The organism is Plantibacter sp. lyk4-40-MEA-4 (assembly GCF_030209415.1).
GTDB classification, from domain to species: domain Bacteria; phylum Actinomycetota; class Actinomycetes; order Actinomycetales; family Microbacteriaceae; genus Plantibacter; species Plantibacter flavus_A.
In genome coordinates this window covers 142,103-165,707 of record NZ_JARVSA010000002.1, presented here as the reverse complement: position 1 = coordinate 165,707, position 23,605 = coordinate 142,103, and the positions used below count along the sequence as shown (strand labels likewise).

20 protein-coding genes are annotated in these 23,605 nt (G+C 69.8%); 15 read left to right on the top strand and 5 right to left on the bottom strand.

Annotated elements, in window-relative coordinates:
- Positions 1-244 precede the first annotated feature (244 nt).
- The gene (locus QRN44_RS02855; RefSeq protein ID WP_071259472.1) at positions 245-1,102 is read right to left on the bottom strand and encodes a Bax inhibitor-1/YccA family protein; all 858 of its coding nucleotides are present in this window, start codon (positions 1,100-1,102) and stop codon (positions 245-247) included.
- 194 nt (positions 1,103-1,296) lie between these two features.
- Here QRN44_RS02855 and QRN44_RS02850 point away from each other — a divergent pair, with 194 nt between their 5' ends.
- The 3 genes from QRN44_RS02850 to QRN44_RS02840 all read left to right on the top strand — a co-directional run bounded on the left by QRN44_RS02850 (position 1,297) and on the right by QRN44_RS02840 (position 5,927).
- A complete protein-coding gene (locus tag QRN44_RS02850; RefSeq protein ID WP_285038461.1) occupies positions 1,297-2,373 on the top strand; it encodes a glycerophosphodiester phosphodiesterase family protein in 1,077 nt (358 codons plus the stop codon).
- A 13-nt stretch (positions 2,374-2,386) separates the two neighbouring features.
- On the top strand, positions 2,387-4,855 hold the full coding sequence (locus QRN44_RS02845) for an ATP-dependent helicase (RefSeq protein ID WP_071259468.1): 2,469 nt from the start codon (positions 2,387-2,389) through the stop codon (positions 4,853-4,855).
- A gap of 73 nt (positions 4,856-4,928) precedes the next feature.
- Positions 4,929-5,927 carry an SseB family protein gene (locus tag QRN44_RS02840; protein WP_285038225.1) on the top strand — a complete coding sequence of 333 codons (999 nt, stop codon included), beginning with the start codon at positions 4,929-4,931 and terminating at the stop codon, positions 5,925-5,927.
- Here the strand turns inward: QRN44_RS02840 and QRN44_RS02835 are convergent.
- Positions 5,854-7,428 carry a hypothetical protein gene (locus QRN44_RS02835; protein WP_285038224.1) on the bottom strand — a complete coding sequence of 525 codons (1,575 nt, stop codon included), beginning with the start codon at positions 7,426-7,428 and terminating at the stop codon, positions 5,854-5,856. The genes QRN44_RS02840 and QRN44_RS02835 overlap by 74 nt on opposite strands.
- A 104-nt stretch (positions 7,429-7,532) precedes the next feature.
- Positions 7,533-8,333 (bottom strand): oxygenase MpaB family protein, encoded by an 801-nt coding sequence (locus QRN44_RS02830; protein WP_285038223.1) that lies wholly within the window; start codon positions 8,331-8,333, stop codon positions 7,533-7,535.
- Positions 8,334-8,493: 160 nt separating this feature from the next.
- On the opposite strand from QRN44_RS02830, the gene sucC reads away from it, so the two are divergent.
- The 12 genes from sucC to QRN44_RS02770 all read left to right on the top strand — a co-directional run bounded on the left by sucC (position 8,494) and on the right by QRN44_RS02770 (position 22,587).
- Positions 8,494-9,657, top strand: coding sequence for an ADP-forming succinate--CoA ligase subunit beta (gene sucC, locus QRN44_RS02825; RefSeq protein ID WP_064296654.1), 1,164 nt, complete (start codon positions 8,494-8,496; stop codon positions 9,655-9,657).
- Positions 9,658-9,671: 14 nt separating this feature from the next.
- The gene (gene sucD / locus QRN44_RS02820; protein WP_064296653.1) at positions 9,672-10,562 is read left to right on the top strand and encodes a succinate--CoA ligase subunit alpha; all 891 of its coding nucleotides are present in this window, start codon (positions 9,672-9,674) and stop codon (positions 10,560-10,562) included.
- Between the two features lie 125 nt (positions 10,563-10,687).
- Complete coding sequence (locus tag QRN44_RS02815) at positions 10,688-11,965, top strand: cell division protein PerM (RefSeq protein WP_285038222.1); 1,278 nt, start codon at positions 10,688-10,690, stop codon at positions 11,963-11,965.
- A 9-nt stretch (positions 11,966-11,974) separates the two neighbouring features.
- Complete coding sequence (gene purN, locus QRN44_RS02810; protein ID WP_064296651.1) at positions 11,975-12,601, top strand: phosphoribosylglycinamide formyltransferase; 627 nt, start codon at positions 11,975-11,977, stop codon at positions 12,599-12,601.
- On the top strand, positions 12,598-14,205 hold the full coding sequence (purH, locus tag QRN44_RS02805; RefSeq protein ID WP_285038221.1) for a bifunctional phosphoribosylaminoimidazolecarboxamide formyltransferase/IMP cyclohydrolase: 1,608 nt from the start codon (positions 12,598-12,600) through the stop codon (positions 14,203-14,205). The genes purN and purH overlap by 4 nt, the downstream gene beginning before the upstream one ends.
- 109 nt (positions 14,206-14,314) lie before the next feature.
- Complete coding sequence (ddaH, locus tag QRN44_RS02800) at positions 14,315-15,526, top strand: dimethylargininase (protein ID WP_285038220.1); 1,212 nt, start codon at positions 14,315-14,317, stop codon at positions 15,524-15,526.
- 88 nt (positions 15,527-15,614) lie between these two features.
- Complete coding sequence (locus QRN44_RS02795) at positions 15,615-15,929, top strand: hypothetical protein (protein ID WP_285038219.1); 315 nt, start codon at positions 15,615-15,617, stop codon at positions 15,927-15,929.
- A 180-nt stretch (positions 15,930-16,109) separates the two neighbouring features.
- Positions 16,110-16,235, top strand: coding sequence for a hypothetical protein (locus QRN44_RS02790; protein ID WP_255376697.1), 126 nt, complete (start codon positions 16,110-16,112; stop codon positions 16,233-16,235).
- A gap of 222 nt (positions 16,236-16,457) precedes the next feature.
- On the top strand, positions 16,458-18,227 hold the full coding sequence (locus QRN44_RS02785) for an ABC transporter ATP-binding protein (protein ID WP_285038218.1): 1,770 nt from the start codon (positions 16,458-16,460) through the stop codon (positions 18,225-18,227).
- Positions 18,224-20,044 (top strand): ABC transporter ATP-binding protein, encoded by a 1,821-nt coding sequence (locus QRN44_RS02780; RefSeq protein ID WP_285038217.1) that lies wholly within the window; start codon positions 18,224-18,226, stop codon positions 20,042-20,044. The genes QRN44_RS02785 and QRN44_RS02780 overlap by 4 nt, the downstream gene beginning before the upstream one ends.
- 94 nt (positions 20,045-20,138) lie before the next feature.
- Positions 20,139-20,816, top strand: coding sequence for a LuxR C-terminal-related transcriptional regulator (locus QRN44_RS02775; RefSeq protein WP_121289691.1), 678 nt, complete (start codon positions 20,139-20,141; stop codon positions 20,814-20,816).
- Complete coding sequence (locus tag QRN44_RS02770; RefSeq protein ID WP_121289692.1) at positions 20,809-22,587, top strand: sensor histidine kinase; 1,779 nt, start codon at positions 20,809-20,811, stop codon at positions 22,585-22,587. The genes QRN44_RS02775 and QRN44_RS02770 overlap by 8 nt, the downstream gene beginning before the upstream one ends.
- A gap of 16 nt (positions 22,588-22,603) precedes the next feature.
- Here QRN44_RS02770 and QRN44_RS02765 read toward each other — a convergent pair whose 3' ends face one another.
- Positions 22,604-22,924 (bottom strand): MGMT family protein, encoded by a 321-nt coding sequence (locus tag QRN44_RS02765; protein ID WP_285038216.1) that lies wholly within the window; start codon positions 22,922-22,924, stop codon positions 22,604-22,606.
- Positions 22,925-22,928: 4 nt separating this feature from the next.
- Positions 22,929-23,381, bottom strand: a complete 453-nt coding sequence (locus QRN44_RS02760; RefSeq protein ID WP_079001745.1) for a GNAT family N-acetyltransferase — start codon at positions 23,379-23,381, stop codon at positions 22,929-22,931.
- Positions 23,382-23,605 lie beyond the last annotated feature (224 nt).

The following is a 23,605-nucleotide window of genomic DNA, read 5'->3' as shown; positions in this document are numbered from 1 at the left end:
TCGTCGTCCGCGCCCTTCGACAGGCTCAGGGACCGGGTGGGTGGCTCAGGGACCGGGTGGGGTTGGCTCAGGGACCGGGTGGGTGGCTCAGGGACCGGGTGGGTGGCTCAGGGATCGGGGATGGTGCCCGGCGCGAGGGGTTCGGTCCCTGAGCCTGTCGAAGGGCAGTAGCGCGACCGGCCGGTTCCTCGGACGACGAAGGCCCGCCCCGCGAACGGGAACGGGCCTTGCCGTGCGTGCGCTGCTAGTTGCGGGAGATGGCCAGCAGACGCAGGATCTCGACGTAGATCCAGATGACCGTGACCATGATGCCGAAGGCGCCGGTCCAGCCGTACTTGGCGGGTGCACGGTTCTGCACGCCGCGCTGGATGAAGTCGAAGTCGAGCACCAGCGAGTACGCGCCCATCAGCACCGCGAAGATGCCGATGACGATCCCGAGCGGGATGCCGAAGATCGTCGCGCCGTAGAGGCCGAACGGGTTGTTCAGGACGCCCGTGAACATGAGCACGAGGTTGAGGAGCTGGAAGACGCCGTAGCCGATGATGGCGACGAGGAAGACCTTCGTCAGCTTCTTGGAGGCGCGGACCTTGCCGCTCGCGAAGAGCGCGAGGGTCACGCCGACGACGGCGAGGGTCGCGAGGACCGCCTGGACGACGACGCCCGACCAGGCCGGGTTCGCCTCGAAGACGCGCGAGATGCCGCCGACGAAGAGTCCCTGGAAGACGGCGTACCCGAGGATGAGCGCCGGGACCGGCTCCTTCTTGAAGGAGTTGACGAGCCCGAGACCGAGACCACCGATCATGCCGATGATCATGGGGAGGGCGTAGCCGCTGCCTGCCTGCAGGAGGGAGGTCGTCCACATCCAGGAGACGACGGCGAACACGACGAGGACGGCGAACGAGCCGAGCGTCTTGACGAGCGTGTTCTCGATCGTCATGCGGTCGGCGGTGCCGACGCCCGCCGGTGCGGTGGGCTGCTCGTACATCTTGCGGAGCTGTTCGGCGGTCAGCGAGGGGTTCGCTGCTTGAGCTGCCTGCAGCGTCCCGCCTCCCTGCTTCGCGAATGCCGGGTTCTTCGAGAACGCGGGATTGTCGAGGGCCATGGCTGATTCCTACTCTCAGTCGTGGAGGCTGTGTCGCGCCAAGCGGCGCTGCTGACACCCAGAGTATCCGAGTTCCCTTTGAATCAGCCGGGTCGCGCGTGGAAAACCCCGAACGGGCGCCGATGTTCGCGGCGGGCTGACAGCCGGCACCCTGCGCGCACGCTGGAGCGTCGTCCTAGGCTGATGGCGTGCGCATCGACTCCCTGCCCAACCCGCTCGTCATCGGACACCGCGGGGCTCCCGGTTACCGCCCCGAGCACACCGAGTCCTCCTACCGCTTGGCCGTCGCGCTGGGTGCGGACGCCGTCGAGCCCGATCTCGTCGCGTCGAAGGACGGCGTCCTCGTGGTCCGACACGAGAACGAGATCTCCGGGACGACCGACGTCGCCGCCCGGGCGGAGTTCGCCGACCGGCGGACGACGAAGCGCGTCGACGGCCACGAGCTGACCGGATGGTTCACCGAGGACTTCACCTGGGCCGAGCTGTCGACCCTGACCGCGCGTGAGCGGATCCCCGAGGTGCGGACGGTGAGTGCGGGATTCGACGGTACCGAGGGCATCCTGCGGTTCGCCGACCTCGTCGAGGTCGTACGCAGCGCGGCCGAAGCGCACCGACGACCCGTCGGTGTCGTGGCCGAGGTGAAGCACGCCGACTACTTCGCTTCGATCGGACTCCCACTCGATCGACTCCTGGCCGAGGAGCTCGCCGCTCTGGGGTTCGGCACCGATCCCGATGCCGAACCACTCATCATCGAGTCGTTCGAGCAGTCGGTCCTCACGGCGTTGCAGGCCCGTCGGGTGCAGGCGGAGTTCGTGTACCTCATCGAGCGGTCCGGCAGGCCGAGCGACCTCGTCGCCCGGCTGGGGGATTCGGCCCCGTCCTACGCCGACGCGATGACCGACGCCGGACTCGCGGCGCTCGCCCTCGAGGTCGACGCCATCAGTGTGGACAAGGCGATGCTCATCGACCTCGACGACGACGGCGCCCACCCGACGGACCTCGTGGAGCGCGCCCACGCGGTGGGCCTGCGCGTCTACACCTGGACCCTCCGCCCCGAGAACCGGTTCCTCGCGCCACCCTTCCGGGACGGGTCCGATCCGGCGGCGGTCGGCCGCTGGCTCGAGGAGTTCGTCCTGGTGCTCTCCTCGGGGGTCGACGGCTGCTTCGTCGACCAGGCCGACCTCGGTGTCGCCGCCCGGTCCGCGGCCGGCGAGCGGGCGGAACACCGCGACGGCGGTGCTCGGCCGAGCGATGTCGGAGGCAGCGCCTAGACTTGCAGGCGATATGGCGAGCTCTCCTTCTTCGAACGCCGACGCCGTGCAACCGGTGATCGTCGGCTGGCCCACGGCAACCGTCCCCGAGTCGTCTTCCGACGAGCGTGCCGGCGGGAGTCGGCTGCTGGAGGGGCTCAACCCCCAGCAACGGATCGCGGTGGAGTACCGGGGCCAGGCCCTGCTCATCGTCGCCGGTGCCGGATCGGGCAAGACGAGTGTGCTCACCCGCCGCGTGGCGCTGCTGCTCGAGCAGCGGGAGGCCTGGCCGAGCCAGATCCTGGCGATCACGTTCACCAACAAGGCCGCCGCCGAGATGCGTGAGCGGGTGCAGGCGCTCGTCGGCCAGGCCGCGCAGGGCATGTGGATCTCCACCTTCCACTCCGCCTGCGTCCGCATCCTCCGGCGCGAGGCCGAGCACTTCGGCTTCACCAAGAACTTCACGATCTACGACAGCGGCGACCAACGCGCCCTGTTGAAGCGGATCATCAAGGAGCTCGAGGCCGATGCGTACGGCTTCACGCCGTCCAACACCTCCGCGAAGATCTCGAAGCTCAAGAACGAGCTGTCGGACGTCGAGTCGTACTCCCGCACGATCAACACGAACGACCCGCAGGAACTCGTCTTCCTGCAGGTCTTCCGGAAGTACACGCGCGCGCTGGCCGACGCGAACGCCTTCGACTTCGACGACCTCATCAGCCAGACGGTGTTCCTCTTCCGGGCGTTCCCGCACGTCGCCGCGCAGTACCAGCAGCGGTTCCGCCACATCCTCGTCGACGAGTACCAGGACACCAACCACGCCCAGTACTCGCTCATCCGGGAGCTCACGCGTGCGCCCGAGGCCGGCACGGATCAGCTCGCCATCACCCGCACCGAGGGTGCCTCGCTCACCGTCGTCGGCGACTCGGACCAGTCGATCTACGCGTTCCGCGGGGCCGACATCCGGAACATCACCGAGTTCGAGCGCGACTTCCCGGGTGCCAAGGTGGTGCTGCTCGAGCAGAACTACCGCTCCACGCAGAACATCCTCTCGGCCGCGAACGCGGTCATCTCCAACAACTTCGACCGCAAGGACAAGAAGCTCTGGACGGCCGTCGGCGACGGAGAGAAGATCGTCGGCTTCACGGGGTACTCCGGCCACGACGAGGCGCAGTTCATCGCCGACGAGATCGAGAAGCTCCGGAACGCCGGCACGGCCTACAGCGACATCGCGGTGTTCTACCGCACGAACGCCCAGACCCGTGCGCTCGAGGAGATCTTCATCCGCGCGGCCCTGCCGTACCGGATCATGGGCGGCACCAAGTTCTACGAACGCGCCGAGATCAAGGACGCCCTCGCCTACCTCGTGTCGGTCGCGAACCCGGCCGACATCATGGCGCTGCGGCGCATCCTGAACACGCCCAAGCGTGGCATCGGACCGGCGACGGAGACGGCACTCGCGAGCTTCGCCGAGAACAACGGCGTCACCTTCCGCGAGGCCATGCGGCGTGCCGACGCCCTCGGGCTCGGGCCGAAGGTCACGAGCGCGATCCTGCAGCTGTCGGCGCTCCTCGACGAAGCGCAGGCCGCGCTCGACGACGCCGCTGCGGCCGACCGCCCGACGGCGTCCGCGACCGCGGTCGGCGACGTCCTGTCGCTCCTCATGACGAAGAGCGGCTACCTCGACTCGCTGCGCAACAGTCGCGACCCGCAGGATGAGGCACGCGCCGAGAACGTCGACGAGCTCATCGCCGTCACCAAGGAGTTCGCCAAGAACAACCCCGACGGCGGCATCGTCGACTTCCTGACGGAGGTCTCGCTCGTCGCCGCGGCCGACGACCTCGACGACGCCACGGGCAGCGTGTCGCTCATGACCCTGCACACGGCGAAGGGCCTCGAGTACGATGCGGTCTTCCTGACGGGCATCGAGGAGGACCTCCTCCCGCACCGGATGTCGGCGAACGAGCCTGGCGGCCCGGCGGAGGAGCGGCGCCTGTTCTACGTCGGCATCACCCGCGCCCGTAAGCGCCTGTACCTCTCGCTGGCGATGACTCGTGCCCAGTACGGCGAGACGGCCGTCGCCATGCCCAGCCGCTATCTGCAGGAGATCCCGGCCGAACTGATCGAGTGGCGTCAGTCGCCCGGCAACGTCAACGGTCGTGGTGGAACCCAGTCTCGCGCCCTGAACGCCCGCCGCGCCCCTTCGAGCGACCGCTGGTCGGTCCGCTCGCTCCCAGAAGGAGCCTCCGCGGGCGACACCCGGTTCTCCGGCGGTTCGAGCAAGCCGGAGACGGCCTGGGCCAACCGCATCACGGCGAAGGTCCGCGACAACGGTGATCTCGAGCTCGTCCCCGGCGACCGCATCTCCCACGCGGACTTCGGTGTGGGGCGGGTGAACGCCGTCACCGGCGAGGGCGCGAAACGCATCGCCCACGTGCAGTTCGAGTCGGCGGGAGCCAAGAAGCTGCTGATCAAGATCGCCCCGATCGAGAAGGTGGAGTGACCCCCTGTCCCGTCGGCCGTCCCCGGCGGCATCAGGTTCCCCAGTCCTGGCGAAGCCTCTAGGCTGAGGCATCATGGCTCTGTTCTCCAAGCGCAACGCGTCCGATGCCCGATCCGCAGCGGCGGAGGCAGCGACCTCCGCCCGGGAAACCGAGGAGGACACGACCCCCGCGGTCGCCGAACCGGTTCCGCACGTTCCCATCTCGGTCACGACGGTCAGTTCCGCCGCACGGACACCTGAGGCCCCCGTATCGGTGCCGGCTGCCCCGGCGGCCGCTCCGGCGCCCGCGGCCGCGGAGCCCGACACGAACGTCGACCTCGCCCAGGCGCTCACGGCCCTGGCCGAAGGCGGTGACGAGCGTGCGATGATGCATGTCCTGCGCCAGAGCATCCAGGGCAAGCTCCTGCTGTCCACGAGCCTCGACGGTGTCTCGGAGGAGGACAAGGCCGCGGGACGCGTCCCGCTCGGCGTCCACCGCGACCCGGAGGGGGCCGTCTACCTCCTCGCCTTCACCTCGCCTCGCGAGCTCGAGAAGACGCGGACGGCCGAGGGCCCCGTCTCCGGGGTCGCGGTGGACGCGGTGTGGGCGCTGCGTCAGGCGGCCGGCGAAGGCTACGCCGGCATCGTGCTGAACCCCGCCGACGGAAAGGCGAGTGCCGTCGTCCCGAAGACACTCATCGTCCGCCTCTTCGGTGACGGCCGGAACAACGACCTCGCCAAGCAGGCGCTCGCCCAGCCTCGCGACGCCGATGCCCTCCAGCAGCTGGTGGCGGCACTCGCCGCACACGGCGGATTCGTGGCGGGACGAGCAGAGATGGACGAGGACGGTAACCGCAAGACCGTCGGCATCGCGGAGACCCGGCTCGGGGACCGCCGCCTGCTCGAGGTCTTCACCTCGCCCATCGAGATCGCGGCGCTCGGCCGCGGCGACGACGCGTATCCCGTGACCGCCGCGGAACTGGCGGCTGCGCTCCGGAGCGACGAGGGCATCACCGGGATCATCGTGAACCCTGCGGCGCCGTGGCTGGACGTCGACCGCGCCCAGCTCGCACCCCTCCTCGACGTGCGCTGAGCGTCGCACCCGCTCCACTCGGAGTGATCCGTCGACGGAGAGCGAGCAGGATGCCGCCGAGCGCGAGCGCCCCGATCGCCGCAGAGCCGGCCGTGAGCAGGGAGTGGTCGTCGGCGCCGGTCTCGGCGAGGCGCGCTTCGGGCACGGTCGGGGTCGAGGCGAGTGTGATCTCCGACGCGACCCCGAAGGCGGATCGCCAGGGGCGGATCATCGCGCCGCCGTTCTCCGGCAGGGTGTCGCTCGGCTCGATGCGTTCGACCCAGACGTAGTAGCCGTCCTCGGGAAGGACGCAGGACGGTGTCGTGTACTCGCCGGGGCCTGCATCCACGAGCGTCTCGACCTCGCAGACCACCGGTGCTCCGAGCGGGACCTCCGGTGCCTCGACCGGGCGCTCCGCGAACGGACCGAGCAGCTGGCTGCGGACGGTCACCGGGATCGGTGTGTACGGTCCACCCTCCGGTCCGATGAGGCCCCACTCCGCGGCGAGGCCCGAGTCGGTCGCGATGCCGACCGACAGCCGGTCGGCGATCTCGGTTCCCGGTGTCGCCGTCGCGTGCGAGGTGGTGGTGACGACGACCGGCTGGAAGGGGAGTGGTGTGGGGCGCTCGCGGTCTGCGCTCGCCCCGGCGGCGACCGTGATCGGGCGGGCGATGAGGACGCTCTGCACGTTGGCAGCGCTTCGAGCGATCGTGAGGCCCGCCCCGTACGGCAGCTCACCGAAGGTGGCGTTCGCTGAGAACGCCACGACGGCGGCATCGGTGCTCGGCAGGATCCGCAGGCTCTCACCGTTCCCGACGATCCGCTCGGACGTGCCGTCCTCGAAGGTCGCACCGTCGAGGGTGACCGTCCCGGTGTGGGTACCCGGTGGCAGGGTGGTGACGCCGGAGGAGACGAAGTCGACGGCGAGTTCCGTTCGGACGAGGTCGAATCCGTCCTCGCCGCGTTCGATGGACATGGTGGCGCTCGCTCCCCGACTCGCGCCGCCGGGTCCGTCGGCCTCGGCGAGCATCTGATGGGCCAGTGAGAGCACGCGGTCGGCGCTCGCTCCCGCCCGAGCGGCGATCTGCGCCGGTGTCCACCCGTTCAGGCCGGTGATGATCCAGGTGGCGAGCTGTCCAGCAGCCGCCTCGTCGGCGTCCTGGCTGGCACCCCAGTGTCGCGAGAGGTAGGCCAAACGGGCGGCGTCCTCAGGGGAGAACCAGCCGAGCGATGATCCGTCGACGTGCTCGTAGGCGTGACCCGGCGGGATCGGGAGGTCGAGGTTGATGCAGAACCCGACCGTGCCGTCGTCGAAGGCCCACGAGCCGAGCCAGCGGCCGTTCGAGGCGTCGCGGTGGCCGTAGGCGGCGCCGGTCGCGGTCAGGGCGGAGGACGCGGTGGCGCCGCCGAGGACGATGCCGAGGACGAGCGTCAGCAGGATCGGGACGGCCGCCAGGAGCCGGAGGATCCGCGGTCTGCCGCCGAGCAGGCGGCCGGTCTGGGGGAGGTGGTGTGTTGTCATGCCCCCATCGTGCGAACCGCGGTACCTCGGTCAGCCGGGCGAGGACCCGAATGTGGACGGGACTGCTCCACCAGTGTGCTGTGGAGGGCGGTCCTGGAACCTCGTCAGCCGAGGCGGCGGGCCGCGTCCGTGCGATTCCGCTCTCGCATCGCCCGGAGGTACCAGGCGGTGGGTGCCGCGCGCAATCGGTGCGGAAGACGCGGCCAGACGGCTCGTGCTGCGGCGACCCGCCGCGCGAAGCGACGCTGCTGCCGGGGTGTGAAACGGAAACCGTAGGCGCTCCGCAATCCGTCGGGCAGCAGTCCCGCCGTCACGAGTCTGACAAGGGGGAGCAGACACCGGACGGGGAGGGGCGCCGCACGCGCGGTCATGAGCTCGACCGAGACGCGGCGTGCCTCCGCGGTGACGTGGAGTCCCGCGACCCGGGCTGCGAAGTACTCGTCGAACTCGGCCCGGGTCGGAGGCCAGCGGTCGGGCGGGAGCTGCAGGCTCGTCCCCACGATCGCGTACTCACGGTGCAGGCGCTCCCGCGACTCCTCGTCGAGCGGGCCGAACACGAGCTCGTAGACCTGGACGGCGGTGTCGTACAGCGTGGCCGCGACCCAGAGTTGCGCGTCGTGGTCGAAGGCCGAGTACCCCGGGGCGGCCTCGCCCGGCTGAGCGCGGACGGGCGCGTGGGCGTGGTTCACCCGCCGGGCCGCGCTCCGCTGCTCGTCCGGCGTACCGAGGGCGAGCGCGTAGACGAAGGTGAGGGTGGCGTGCAGCCGGTCGAGCGGACGGGAGCCGAAGTCGCTGTGCCGCGCCACCCCGGCTGCGACCGAGGGGTCTGCGATCTGGAGCAGGATGGCCCGTCCGGCGCCGGCGACGAGGATGCCCTCGCGAGCGAGGTCCGCCATGCCGGTCATGGACCCGACCTTAGTCGTTCACTGCGAACGTCCGGTTGCGGCGCAGCGCTGGGGGTAGAGTCGTCACTGGCCCTTTTTCTCTCGCCGCCGAGATAACGCGCGGCCGAAAATCGCCACGACAATCACAGCAGAACGCGCGCAGCGCGGATGGGAATGACACGTGGATCTTTACGAGTATCAGGCACGAGACCTGTTCGAGCAGTACGAGGTGCCGGTCCTCGCCGGCATCATCGCCGACACCCCGGACGAGGTGCGGGCCGCGGCCGAGCGTCTCGGCGGCGTGGTCGTCGTCAAGGCCCAGGTGAAGGTCGGAGGCCGCGGCAAGGCCGGCGGCGTCAAGGTCGCCAAGACCCCCGACGAGGCCTACGAGGCGGCGAAGTCCATCCTCGGACTCGACATCAAGGGTCACGTCGTCAAGCGCGTGATGGTCGCGGCCGGCGCACGCATCGCCCAGGAGTTCTACTTCTCGGTGCTGCTCGACCGCGCCAACCGGTCCTACCTGTCGCTCACGAGCGTCGAGGGCGGCATGGAGATCGAGCAGCTCGCGGTCGAGAAGCCCGAGGCGCTCGCGCGCATCGAGGTGAACCCGCTCACCGGTGTCGACAAGGCGGCCGCGGTCGAGATCGCGAAGGCTGCGAACTTCCCCGAGGAGCTCGTCGACCAGGTCTCCGACGTCTTCGTGAAGCTCTACGACGTCTACAAGGGTGAGGACGCGACGCTCGTCGAGGTCAACCCGCTCGTCCTCACGGAGGAGGGGCGCATCGTCGCCCTCGACGGCAAGGTCTCGCTCGACGAGAACGCCGCCTTCCGTCACCCGAACCACGCCGAACTCGAAGACACCGCAGCCGAGGACCCCCTGGAGCTCAAGGCCAAGGAGAACGACCTCAACTACGTCAAGCTCGACGGCGAGGTCGGCATCATCGGCAACGGCGCTGGGCTCGTCATGTCCACGCTCGACGTCGTCGCCTACGCGGGCGAGCAGCACGGCGGCGTGAAGCCGGCCAACTTCCTCGACATCGGCGGCGGCGCCTCGGCCGAGGTCATGGCAGCCGGCCTCGACGTCATCCTCGGCGACGCCCAGGTGAAGAGCGTGTTCGTCAACGTCTTCGGTGGCATCACCGCCTGCGACGCGGTCGCGAACGGCATCGTGAAGGCGCTCGAGATCCTCGGTGACGCAGCGACCAAGCCGCTCGTGGTCCGTCTCGACGGCAACAAGGTCGCGGAAGGCCGCGAGATCCTCGCCGCCGCCGCGCACCCGCTCATCACGCTCGCCGCAACCATGGACGAAGGCGCCGACAAGGCCGCCGAGCTGGCTTCGAAGTAAGGGATCGCACAAGCATGTCAATCTTCCTCAACAAGGACTCCAAGGTCATCGTCCAGGGCATCACCGGAGGCGAGGGCACCAAGCACACGGCGCTCATGCTGAAGGCCGGCACCCAGGTCGTCGGCGGCGTCAACGCCCGCAAGGCCGGCACGACCGTCACCCACGACGGTGGCGTCGAGCTGCCCGTGTTCGGCACGGTCGCCGAGGCCATCAAGGAGACCGGCGCAGACGTGTCGATCGCCTTCGTGCCCCCGGCCTTCACCAAGGACGCGGTCATCGAGGCCATCGACGCCGAGATCCCGCTGCTCGTCATCATCACCGAGGGTGTGCCGGTCGGCGACTCCGCCGAGTTCTGGGCCTACGCCCAGTCGAAGGGCTCCAAGACCCGCATCATCGGCCCCAACTGCCCCGGCATCATCACGCCTGGTGAGTCCCTCGTCGGCATCACGCCCGCGAACATCGCCGGCAAGGGACCGATCGGCCTCGTGTCGAAGTCGGGCACCCTCACGTACCAGATGATGTACGAGCTGCGCGAGATCGGTTTCTCGACGGCGATCGGCATCGGCGGCGACCCGATCATCGGCACGACGCACATCGACGCGCTCGCCGCGTTCGAGGCCGACCCCGAGACCAAGGCCATCGTCATGATCGGTGAGATCGGTGGCGACGCCGAGGAGCGCGCGGCCGATTTCATCAAGGCGAACGTCACGAAGCCGGTCGTCGGCTACGTCGCGGGCTTCACCGCGCCCGAGGGCAAGACGATGGGCCACGCCGGCGCGATCGTCTCGGGCTCCGCAGGCACCGCGCAGGCGAAGAAGGAGGCCCTCGAGGCCGCCGGCGTCAAGGTCGGCAAGACGCCGAGCGAGACCGCCGACCTCATGCGTGAGATCATCGCCTCGCTGTAACACCCGCAGCTCGACTGCGACCACGACGCGGCGCCCGGTTCGGGCGTCGCGTCGTGGCGTTTCGGCCCACGCACGCCGTGTGCCTGACCGTCCGCACGCGCGGCTCCAGGTAGGGTCGAAGGCGCATGAACCGTCTGACCGTCGCCCTCCTCGCCGCCCTCGATGCCACCCTCGCCGTGGCCATCGGCATCGGTGTCGCACTCGTCCCACTCCTCGCCCTGTGGGCCCTGCACTTCCAGTTGGACGTCGACCCGGCCGCGCTCTGGCGGGGGGCCGTCGACATCTGGGCGCTCGGCAACGGTTCGAGCATGCGCATCACCCTCGACACGGCCCTCATCACCCAACTCGGACTGCCCGCCGGGATGGAGCCGTTCCTCGTCTCCCTGGCGCCCCTCGCCTTCACGATCGGCACGGTCCTGTTCGGTCTGCGCACCGGGGCCCGCGCGGCGCGCAGCACCTGGTGGCAGGGTGCCGTCGTGCTGTCGGTGTTCGTGTTCGCCCTGCTCTCGTTCCTCGTGGCCCTCACCGCCCTCCACCCGGCGGTGCGTCCCTCGATCGTCCAGGGGACCCTCGCGCCGACCGTGCGCTTCGCAGGCGGGGTCGTGGTCGCCGCACTGTGGGTCCGATTCCGTGAGCAGGACGCGGCCGATCCGATCCTCGACGGACTCCGCGCGATGCGGGACCGGATGCCGGACGGGACCTGGTCGATGATCGTCGCGGCGCTGCGTGGTGGAGCGCTCGCAGCCACGGGACTGGTGGCGGTCTCCGCGGTCCTGGCGGCCATCCTCATCGCCGTCGGCTACGGTGCCATCATCTCCCTGCATGAGAGCGCGCAGTTCGGCGTCCTGGGTGGTGCGATCGTCACCGGCGCCGAACTCCTGTACCTCCCGAACCTCGTGATCTGGGCGATGAGCTGGATCACCGGCGCGGGCTTCGCCATCGGGAGCGGCACGGCGATCTCACCGATCGGCACGCTCGTCGGGCCCATGCCGGCCGTGCCGGTCCTCGGCGCCATCCCGACGGGGGAGAGCCCACTCGGTTTCGTGGTCCTCGTGGTCCCGGTCGTCATCGGATTCGCCGCCGCCGTGTTGCTGCGCCGTCGTCTGCTCGTCGACCTCGACGGGCGCGGCGGGCTCGCACGACTGGCGGTCGTCGGTCTCGGCGTCGGGGTCACCGCGGGCATCATCGTCGGTGTCCTCGCCGCCCTCTCGGCGGGCGCGGCAGGCCCAGGTCGACTCATCGAGGTCGGCCCGAACGGTTGGGCGACGGGCCTGTGGACCACGCTGACGGTCGGGATCGCGGCCGTGGTCGGCATGGCGGCCGGTCCGACGCATCTGGCCGATGAGGACCGCCTCCCGGAGCTGTACGCCCAGCCGAGCGGCCGGGGTGCCCGCGACCGATAGGATGCTCTGGTGCTGTCACTCGTCGTGCTGATCTCCGGTGGCGGATCCAATCTCCGCGCCCTCCTCGAAGCCTCACGCGACGCGGATTTCCCCGCTCGCGTCATCGCCGTCGGTGCCGATCGGGAGGCTGACGGCCTTGCTCACGCCGAGGAGTTCGGCATCCCGTCGTTCACCGTCCCGTACTCGTCCTTCGACTCGCGGGCGGAGTGGGGCGCAGCCCTCCTCGAGCAGATCCGGGTCTGGAACCCGGACGTCCTCGTCCTCAGCGGCCTCATGCGCCTCCTGCCACCCGTGGTCGTCGACGCCCTTTCGCCGCGCATCATCAACACGCACCCCGCGTACCTCCCCGAGTTCCCGGGAGCGCACGGCGTCCGGGACGCACTGGCGGCAGGCGCCTCGCAGACCGGGGCATCGATCATCGTCGTCGACAACGGTGTCGACGCGGGTCCGATCATCTCGCAGGAGCGTGTCCCGGTCCTGCCCGACGACACGGAGCACAGCCTCCACGAGCGGATCAAGCCGGTGGAGCGTCGACTGCTCGTCCAGGCCGTCCGCGACCTCGCCACCGGAACCATCGACCTCGAGGCGCTCTCCACGGCGTCCCGCCCGCCAGCAGAAGGAGCACCCCAGTCATGAGCGGTCCCAGCCACGACCACAGCCTCTACCGCGAACGCGACCTCGTCCCCGTCCGCCGGGCGCTGATCTCGGTCAGCGACAAGACCGGGCTGCTCGAGCTCGCCGGCGCACTCGCCGCAGCGGGCGTCGAGATCGTCTCCACCGGCTCCACTGCGGCGACCATCCGCGGTGCGGGCCACACGGTGACCGACGTGTCCGAGGTCACCGGGTTCCCCGAGTCGCTCGACGGTCGCGTCAAGACCCTGCACCCCTCGGTGCACGCCGGACTCCTCGCCGATCTGCGCCTCGAATCCCACGAGGCCCAGCTCGCCGAGCTCGGTATCGAGCCGTTCCAGCTCGTCGTCGTGAACCTGTACCCCTTCGTCGAGACGGTCGCGAGCGGCGCCGCCGGTGACGACGTCGTCGAACAGATCGACATCGGTGGGCCGGCGATGGTGCGCGCCTCGGCGAAGAACCACGCCAACGTCGCGATCGTCGTCTCTCCCGAACGCTACGGGCTGATCACCGAGGCCGTCGCGGCCGGCGGCACCACGCTCGCTCAGCGTCGCTCGCTCGCCGCGCAGGCCTTCGACCACACCGCCTCGTACGACGCGGCGGTGTCCGCGTGGTTCGCGAGCACGGAGACGACCGAGGTGGACGCCTTCCCCAGCACGCTGACCGTCACCGGTCGTCGCGAGGCGGTGCTGCGCTACGGCGAGAACTCGCACCAGGCCGCGGCGCTGTACGTCCGTCCGGGTGGTGCCGGGATCGCCCAGGCGACGCAGTTGCACGGCAAGGAGATGTCGTACAACAACTACGTCGACGCCGACGCTGCAGTCCGCGCGGCCTACGACTTCGCCAACCCCGCCGTCGCGATCATCAAGCACGCGAATCCGTGCGGTATCGCCTTCGCGAACCCGAAGGCACCCGACCCGATCGCCTCGGCCCACCGTCGGGCGCACGAGTGCGACCCGGTCTCCGCCTTCGGTGGCGTCATCGCAGCCAACCGCGTCGTGACCCTCGGCATGGCCGAGACGGTCAAGGAGATCTTCACCGAGGTGCTCGTCGCCCCGGGCTTCGAGGACGCCGCGCTCGAGGTGCTCAAGACGAAGAAGAACCTGCGTCTCCTGCAGCTGCCGGAGGACTTCGTGCGTGAGGACCGCGAGGTCCGGCAGATCTCCGGTGGCCTGCTCTACCAGGACGCGGATCGCTTCGCCGACGACCCGCAGGACACCGCCAAGGGCTGGACACTCGTCACTGGCGAACCGGCCGACGACGACACCCTGCTCGACCTCATCTTCGCGTGGAAGGCGTGCCGCTCGGTCAAGTCCAACGGCATCCTGCTCGCCAAGGGCAGCGCGAGCGTGGGCGTCGGGATGGGCCAGGTCAACCGCGTCGACTCCTGCCACCTCGCCGTGAGCCGAGCCGGTGACCGCGCGGCGGGCTCCGTCGCGGCCTCGGACGCCTTCTTCCCGTTCGCGGACGGCCTGCAGGTCCTGCTCGACGCCGGCGTGCGCGCGGTCGTGCAGCCCGGTGGTTCCGTCCGCGACGAAGAGGTCATCGCTGCGGCCGAAGTCGCCGGCGTGACCATGTACTTCACGGGGGAGCGTCACTTCTTCCACTAGGCCGTGCCGCCCGCCCCTGTGGGGGTTCTGGGCCGGCTCTTGGTGATCTCCCAGCGGCGTCGGGCCCACGTGGCCCGACGCCGCTGTGTCGTTGGGCTACGGTTGTCGGATGACTGCCACCTGGAGCCGCAAGCTCATCGCATCCGCCGCCGCCGCCGTCGCGACCATCGTCGTGGGCTTCCTGGGGGTCATGTTCGTCACGTTCGTCGGCTACCAGTTCGCCGGGACGATCTTCGCCCAGGCGAGCCCGTACTTCTTCGAGAGCACGATCATCACCTTCGTGCTGCTGCTGATCGTGGGCGTCGTCGGCCTCTACCGGTACCGACTCCTCGCCCTGCTGGGCGGCGCCGCCCTCGCCGTCATCGGAGCGCTCCTCGGCCTCATCGTCCAGGTGGCGACGACGGGGCAGCCCATCGACAGCGCCGTGCTCGGCAGCATCGTCGCGACGCTCGTCAGCCTCAACCTCGTCTTCGTGGTCGTCGTCGCGCTCTCCGCGGCATTCATCGGATACCCCGTGTACTGGATGGTCGTCCGCACGCAGGACGCCGTGCTCGACGACGGACGCCGGATCGCGCTCGTGCGCATGCCCGCCTCCAACCTCGCCGAAGGCCTCGTGACGCACCTGGAGCGCACGCCGATCGATGCCGAGCTCGCCGACAAGCAGTGGGACGCCTACGTCGCCGCGTTCGACGCCGCCGGCTGGGACACCACCGAGGTCTCCTGGGCCGAGCAGCTCGCGGACTCCGTCTTCATCGAGGACGCCGTCATCGTGATCGGCGACGTCGCCGTCGTGACCCGACCGGGCGCCGAGAGCCGTCGCCCCGAGGTCGTCGCAGCCGAGACCACCGCCCGTGAGCTCGGCCTCCGGGTGTACCGGATCGAGGGCGAAGGCACCCTGGAGGGCGGCGACGTCCTCCGGGTCGGCACGACCGTCTACGTCGGTCGCAGCGGCCGCACCAACGCCGAAGGCGTCCGGCAGCTCCGAGCCATCCTCGCGCCGCTCGGGTTCGATGTCGTGGCGGTCCCCGTCACGACCGCCCTCCACCTGAAGTCGACGGTCACCGCGCTTCCCGACGGGACCGTGCTCGTCCACCCCGACCTCGTCGAGGACCCGTCCTTCTTCGGTCGCCACCTCGTCGTGCCCGAGCGCGAGGGCGTCGCTGTCGTCGAACTCGCGGAGGACACCGTGCTCATCTCCGCAGCCGCTCCCAAGACGGCTGCGCTGCTCGAGGACCGCGGCTACACCGTGGTCCAGGTGGACATCAGCGAGTTCGAGAAGCTCGAGGGCTGCGTGACCTGCCTGTCCGTGCGGGTCAGCTGAGCCGATCGTGGAGCAGCAGGCTGGAGCGCGCGGCGGTCGGGATCTGAGCAGGAGGACCGTCGCGCAGCGATTGGACATCCCGCTCGAGATGGCCAGACACCACGGGATCCCGCCGTTCTGGTCGGCGGACCAGTTGGCGGCGTTCCAGGCCGACCCGCCGGCGTGGTACGTGCAGTCCCGCGCGAACCGGACCGGGAAACGGCCGGTCTGGGTGGAGTTGCGGTGCTCGATCTGCGGCACCAGTGAGACGCTCCGCCCGAAGAAATGGTGGCCGGAGTTCTCGATGGTGAGCTGCTCGTGGCACGGCGCCGACGAGCTGCCTCCGGTGCCTGAGGGTGCCCGTCGGCGTGAGGTCGACGGCATCGGAGCCTTCGTCGGCATCGTCGACGAACCGATCTCCTGACGACGAGACCACCCGGGCCGGTGCGTGCAACCGCATGGATCCCTTGCAGGCTGATGGCCGATTCCCATAGTCTGGTCTGCTGCGCCGAACCTCGTTCACCGTGATCGGTCGCCGCCCGCGTTCGAGTGCGACCTGTACACCCGGCCCGCGGCTCTCGCCAAACAGGATGAGGAGGATGCCATGACGCTCTCGAACCACACCGCGCTCGCGCCGACGGTCGATCGTGCCCGCTCCGCCTCGAGCCGCCGCCCCGTGGCCGTCCCGGCGCCAGCCGGACGCGCGGCCGCAGCGGACGCCGACGCTTAGCACGAGCGCCAGGCAGTCCACCTCACCATCCGCCCGGCCTCGTCCGGGCCCGTCACCGGATGCTGCGACCTCGCACAGCGACCCCGCCGTCCGGCCGTTCCACGACCATCCTCCCGTCGGTGATCGACGTCACCGACGCTCTCGCAAGGAATCCCCGTCATGACTCCGCTCGGCGATGAACGCCGTCCTGTCCAACCGCGCCAGAGTACGTTCCGTGCCCTGATGCGGATCTACCCCTTCGCGAAGACCGCCATGCCGCGGATCGTGCTCGGCATGGTCGCCGCGCTCGTCGCCGGCCTGGTGGCCCTCGCGATCCCGCTCGTGCTGCAGGCGCTCGTCGACGGTCCGCTCTCGACCGGCGACTCCGCGCAGATCTGGCCGGCTGTGCTCGTGGTCCTCGCCCTCGGAGTGCTCGAGGCGGTCATGATCGCGCTGCGCCGCTGGTTCGTCCTGACGCCCGGGACCCACGTCGAGGCGCGGATGCGCAATGCGCTGTTCGCCAAGTTGCAGGACCTCCCCGTGACCTTCCACGACCGCTGGCAGAGCGGACAGCTGCTCTCCCGCGCCGTCAGCGACCTCGGACTCATCCGCCGGTGGATCTCGTTCGGCTTCGTGCTCCTGATCGTCAACGGCGTCACGATCGTCATCGGTGCCGTCATCCTGTTCACCTGGAACTGGCTGCTCGGACTCATCTTCATCGCGCTCGCCATCCCCGTGTGGGTGTTCGGGTTCACCTTCGAGGGGCGGTACTCGGTGATCGCCCGGCGCAGCCAGGACCAGGCGGGTGACCTGGCGACCGCCGTCGAGGAGTCCGTCCACGGCATCCGGGTGCTCAAGGCTTTCGGTCGCGGCAAGCACGCCCTGCGGAGCTTCGCGTCGCGCGCCGAGGACCTGCGGGGGACCGAGGTCGAGAAGGCCAAGGCCATCGCGGGGATCTGGTTCTGGCTCGTCCTGTTGCCGGACGTCGCCTTCGCGCTCTGCCTGTTGGCGGGGGTCTGGCTCGCGTCGATCGGAGAACTCACCGTCGGTCAGCTGTTCGCCTTCTTCGCGACGGCCACGATCCTGCGGTTCCCGATCGAGTCGATCGGCTTCCTGCTCGCGATGACCTTCGACACCCGGACGGCGACCGACCGGTACTTCGAGGTCATCGACTCGGTCAACACGATCACCGACCCCGAGCACCCCGAACGCATCCGTGAACCGCGCGGCGAGCTCGTGTTCGAGGACGTGCACTTCCGCTACCAGGACGCACCCGACCGCTACGCGGACGTGGTGGACGGCGTCGACCTCCGGCTCGAGCCGGGGGAGACCATGGCACTCGTCGGTCTGACGGGTTCCGGGAAGTCGACCATCACGGCACTGACCACCCGCCTGTACGACGTCACGGGTGGGCGGATCCTGCTCGACGGGGTCGACATCCGGGCGCTCACCCGAGAAGACCTGCGCCGGCACATCGCGATGGCGTTCGAGGATGCGACCCTCTTCTCGGCGAGCGTCAAGGAGAACGTCCTCCTCGGGCGGGACGACATCGACCTCGACTCCGCGGAGGCCGATCGGATCCTGCGCGAGGCGCTCGACATCGCCCAGGCCGGGTTCGTCGACGAATTGCCGAACGGCGTCGAGACGCTGGTCGGTGAAGAGGGGCTCAGCCTGTCCGGTGGGCAGCGTCAGCGGCTCGCACTCGCGCGTGCGGTGGCCGCGCGGCCGGAGGTGCTCGTGCTGGACGATCCGTTGTCGGCGCTCGACGTCGACACCGAGGCGCTCGTCGAAGCGGCACTCCGCCGAGTGCTCGCCTCCACCACGGCCCTGATCGTCGCCCACCGGCCGAGCACCGTCACCCTGGCGGACCGCGTCGCCCTCCTGGAGGACGGTCGCATCACCGCCGTGGGTCGCCACAGTGAGTTGTTGCAGCACAACGCCCATTACCGCTACGTGATCTCGAGTCTGGAAGACGACGAACGAGAGTCCAACCGCCAGGAGGTGAACCTGTGACCCCGCCGACGACCGTCCACGGAGTGGAGGGTGAGGAGCGCGACGACCTCACCCGTGAGGAGTCCGCGCACATCCGGCGCCGTTCGCTGCGCCTGCTCGGATCGCTGCTCGCGCCCCTGCGCCTGCGCGTGATCGCCGCCATGACCATCGTCGTGGTGTCGACCGCCGCCCAGGTCGCCGGGCCCGCGTTGATCGCCCTCGGCATCGACCGCGCCCTCCCGGCCGTCCTGGAACGCGCCGACTGGATGCCGGCCTTCCTCGTGGTCGGCGCGTACCTGCTGACCGGCGCCGCCGGTGCGACGCTGATCTCCTGGTACACCGTGCTCGCCGCTCGGATCAGCCAGGCGATCCTGATCGACCTGCGGAAGCGCGTGTTCCTGCAGACGCAGCGGCTCAGCCTCGACTTCCATGAGAGCTACACCTCGGGTCGCATCATCTCCCGGCAGACGAGCGACCTCGACTCCATCCGCGAGCTGCTCGACTCCGGGATCAATCAGCTCGTGTCCGGCGTGCTGTACATGGGGTTCACGGCGGCGGCCCTCGTCCTCGTGGACTGGGTCAGCGGTCTGGTGCTGCTCGGGTCGCTCATCCCGCTGTTCGTGCTCACCCGCTGGTTCCAGCTCCGCTCGCAGCGGATGTTCCGCGAGTCGCGCGTCCGGTCGGCGAAGCTCATCGTGTTCTTCGTGGAGGCGATGACCGGTATCCGTGCCGTGAAGGCGTTCCGGAAGGAGCGGCGGAACGAGCGCGCGTTCGGCGAGCTCGTGGAGCAGTACCGCGACACCAACGCCCGGGTCATCCAGCTGTTCGGGGTGTTCGATCCCGGACTGGTGTTCATCGGCAACGTCTCCGTCGCCGTGGTGCTCCTCGTCGGCGGGTTCCGGGTCGCGGACGGACAGCTCGCGATCGGAGCGCTGCTCGCGGCGCTCCTCTACACGCGACGGTTCTTCGACCCGATGGAGGAGATGGCGATGTTCTACAACTCCTACCAGTCGGCCGCTGCGGCGCTCGAGAAGATCTCCGGCGTGCTCGAGGAGCGTCCCGGGGTGCCCGACCCGGTCGCGCCGGTCGACCTGTGGACGTCGCAGGGACGCATCACCTTCGACGACGTGACGTTCGCGTACGCCGCCGACCGGGTGGTGCTCCCGGAATTCGACCTCGAGATCCCGGCAGGGCAGACCATCGCACTCGTCGGCACGACCGGTGCGGGCAAGTCGACGCTCGCGAAGCTCGTCAGTCGGTTCTACGACCCGACCGACGGTGCGGTGCGCCTCGACGGCATCGACCTGCGCGACCTCCACCCGAAGGACCTCCGTCGGGCGATCGTCATGGTGACGCAGGAGGCCTACCTGTTCTCCGGCTCGGTCGCCGACAACATCGCGTTGGGTAAGCCCGACGCGACGATCGAGGAGATCACCGCCGCCGCGAAGGCCGTCGGCGCGCACACCTTCATCGAGGCGTTGCCGAACGGCTACGACACAGACGTGAACAAGCGCGGTGGTCGAATCTCGGCCGGCCAGCGGCAACTCCTGTCGTTCGCGCGGGCGTTCCTCGCGGATCCGGCCGTGCTGATCCTCGACGAGGCGACCGCCTCGCTCGACATCCCGAGCGAGCGACTCGTCCAGGAGGCGTTGCAGACCCTGCTCGCGGACCGCACCGCGATCATCATCGCGCACCGGTTGTCGACCGTCGCGATCGCCGACCGGGTGCTCGTGATGGAGCACGGCCGGGTGATCGAGGACGGCGCGCCAGCGGAGCTCATCGGCGGCACGGGTCGGTTCGCCGCGATGCACGCCGCCTGGCGGTCCTCGGTCGGCTGACCCGGGCCGCGCAGGCGTGTCCACGGGGTCTTCCGGTGACGGAGTGACCCCGTGGGCACTACACCTCGTCTCGTCGACCTGCCACAATGAGCGGATGACCAGTCAGGAACCGCGTTCGCTGCGTGTCGCCGTCGCGGACGACGCGGTGCTCCTCCGTGAGGGTGTCGCGCAGATCCTCAAGGCGGGTGGTCACGCCGTGGTCGGATCGTTCGGGTCGGCGGTCGACCTGGTCGACCGCATCGACGCGGGGCTGCAGCTCGACGCCGTGGTGCTCGACATCCGGATGCCGCCCACCCACACCGACGAGGGCATCGTCGCCCTCGAGCAGTTGCGGGCGTCGGGCTTCGCGGCCGGGGTGCTCCTGCTGAGCACGTACGCCGTACCCTCCTACGCGGTCCGCGCGCTCGGCTCCGGAGGTGGCACCGGCTACCTGCTGAAGGACCGCGTCGCCGACTCCGGGACACTCGTCGACGCCGTGGAGCGCGTGGCGGCGGGTGAGTCCGTCGTGGATCCCGAGGTCGTCTCCCTCCTCGTCGCGGAGCGGACCCGTTCCGACGGCCTGGACCACCTCACGGAGCGGGAACGCGAAGTCCTCACCCTCATGGCCGAGGGGCGATCGAACTCCGGCATCGCGAAGGCGCTGGTCGTCAGTCTGAAGACCGTCGAAGCACACATCAGCCGCATCCTGGCCAAGCTCGGACTCGAGGACTCCCCGGCGGACCACCGCCGCGTCCTCGCGGTCGTGCGATGGCTGGAACACACGGATGGCTGACGGTCGCCCACACGGACGGGCGACCTCGCTGCCCATCCCGGCACCGGCCGGCCGCGGGCGCCTGCCGTGGCCGCTGCGACTCGGCATCCTGCTCGCCGCCGCACTCGTGTGCGTCCTGTCGGTCGTGTTCGGCGTCGTCCAGCCGGGCATCGCCGACGGCAACGGTCTGCCCTGGTTGGTGGGCCACCTCGCGGCGCTGGTGGCGGCAGGGCTGATCTGGTGGCTGGCTCCGACGGCCGCTCCGGGCTGGGTGATCGTCGGGTACGCGCTGGCCGAGACGGCCTACATGTGGGCGTACGGCGTCCACGCGGGCTGGCTCTGGCCGCTCCTCATGTCGATCTCCGTACTCCCGGGGGTCGCGCTGGTGTGGCTGGCCCTGGCCTTCCCGGCCGGCCGGCTGCGGCGCGGCTTCGATCGGCGGCTCGTCATCACCGCCTCGGTCTACCTCGTCACCTATGCGATCGTGACGCTGCTGGTGACGCCGAACCACGTGCTCGACGCGAGCCACGAGCGGAGTCGGTACGCCGTCATCGCGACCGGAGACGTGGCCGACGCGCTCGGCCGGGTCCACGCGGGTGTCATGGGGGCCTTCGCGGTCGTGGTCGCGGGTGTCGTGCTCCTGCGGTGGGCGCGGAGCAGCGGAGCGGCCAGACAGGTCGCCTTCATCATGCCGGTCGCGTTCGTGTTGTGGCTCGTCATCGGGGTGGCGTGGTCCCTCGTCCGCCTCGGGGGATGGCCCGAGCACCTCCGGCTCGTCGTCGAGGACCTCAACGCGTTCTCGGTGGTGCTCGTCCCTGCCGCGTACGCGACGGGTCTCATCCGGATGCGGACGATCCGCGCCAGGGCCGTCGACCTCGTGCAGACCGGACAGCTGAGCGAGACCGGTCACGACCGCTGGGACGGCGCGGTGAAGACCGTCCTCGGGGACCGCACCGCCCGGCTCGTCTGGCCGGGATCGCAGCGGACCACCGACCGGGACCCACGCGGTCGGGCGATGTCGAGCGTCGGCGACGCGGACGCGCCGCTCGTGTACATCGAGCACGACGCGGCTCTGCTCGACAATCCGCAGTTGCTCCGGTCGGTGTCGGCGTCGCTGCGCATCATGATCGATAACGAACGACTCACCGCTGAACTCCGCCACTCGTTGCGCGAGGTGAGCCGATCGCGGTTGCGCATCGTGCAGGCGGCCGACGAAGCGCGACGGCGGGCGGAGCGCGACCTGCACGACGGTTCCCAGCAGCAGCTGTTCTCCGTCGCACTACGACTCCGGATGGCGAGCGACGCTGCACGCGCCGACGGCCAACTCGTCCTGGCCGACGGCCTCGAGACCACCATCGATCAGCTCGCGAGCGCCATCAAGGAGCTCCGCGAACTCGCCCGAGGACTGCATCCGGCGCTCCTGGCCGAGGGCGGACTGGTGCCGGCGATCGCCGAACTCGGGCGTCGGTGCACCGTCGTCACCAAGGTCACCGTCGAGCTGCGCGAGCGGCCCAGACAGCTCATCGAGGCGACCGTCTACTACGTCGTCTCGGAGTGCCTGGCCAACGTCACGAAGTACTCCGGGGCGTCCAGCTGCGAAGTGGTCGTCTCCGACCACCCCGACGGCGGGCTCCGGGTCGTGGTCGCGGACGACGGTGTAGGCGGCGCCGATCCTGCGCGGGGGAGTGGGTTGCGCGGTCTCGCGGACCGGGTCGACGCCGTCGGCGGGACGATGCGCGTCGAGAGCCCGGTCGGTGCCGGGACGGTCGTCTCGATCCACCTTCCCGGCTGATCGGGCGCGAAGACGGTCAGTACAGCAGTGCCTCGCGACCCAGGCGGTACCGCCCGCCGCTCATCGGGACGATCGGTGTGCCCTCGGCCTCGTAGTGTTCGAGGGCGCGATCCTCGTGCCCCGTCGGAGGGATACCGCCCGACCGCACGACCCGCCACCAGGGCACGGCGTGCCCGTACTGCGCCATGACGCGACCGACGCCGCGCGCCGACTTCGACCCGATGATGGACGCGACCTGGCCGTAGCTCAGGGCGCAGCCCTCGGGGATGTCGGCGACGACGGCCAGCACGGCCTCGGCGAACGCCTCAGCCGAGTCCGTCGGTGACGACCCGCTCACCGTCTCAGAGGCTGATGCTGCCGATGGTCTCGCCGTACTGGGTCTCGCCGACGGGGGAGAACCCGACGCGGAGGAAGAACGCCTCGGGACCGAGGTCGCCGGGCTCGTAGATGACGTTGACGTGGTCGAAGCCGCGCTGCTTGGCCTCCTCGATGAGCGAGGCCACCGCGAACCGGCCGACGCCGCGGCCCTGGTCGTCGGCGTCGACGTTGATGCGCCACAGGGCGGAGCGGAACTCCTCCTGCGCCGACTCGTGGTCGAAGTTGGCGGAGATGAATCCGACGACCTCGTCGCCGTCGAGGATGACGCGCTGCCAGGAGGTGGCGGGGTTCACGACCGCGGCCGCGACCGCGTAGGACACCGGGGCGATGAACTGCTCCTGCCCGGGTTTCATGGTGAGCGCGTTGACCGCCACGATCGTCGATGCGGACAGTTCTTCCAGACGCAGCTCAGCCATGAGCCCAGGCTAACCTGTCCGGCGGACCGCGGATAGTCCGTCGGACCGCCGACACGCTCCTCGCGGCGACATCCACGGCCGACCCACAGGCGGGGAGCGGGGCGTCCGGATGCCGTCGGATCCAACTGTCTCGATGTCAAGAGACCTGGCAGGTCTTGTAAGCTAGGGCGTGGCCGTGCCGTCCACCTTTCGGATGCGGTCTCCTCCATGCCATGCGGAGCACT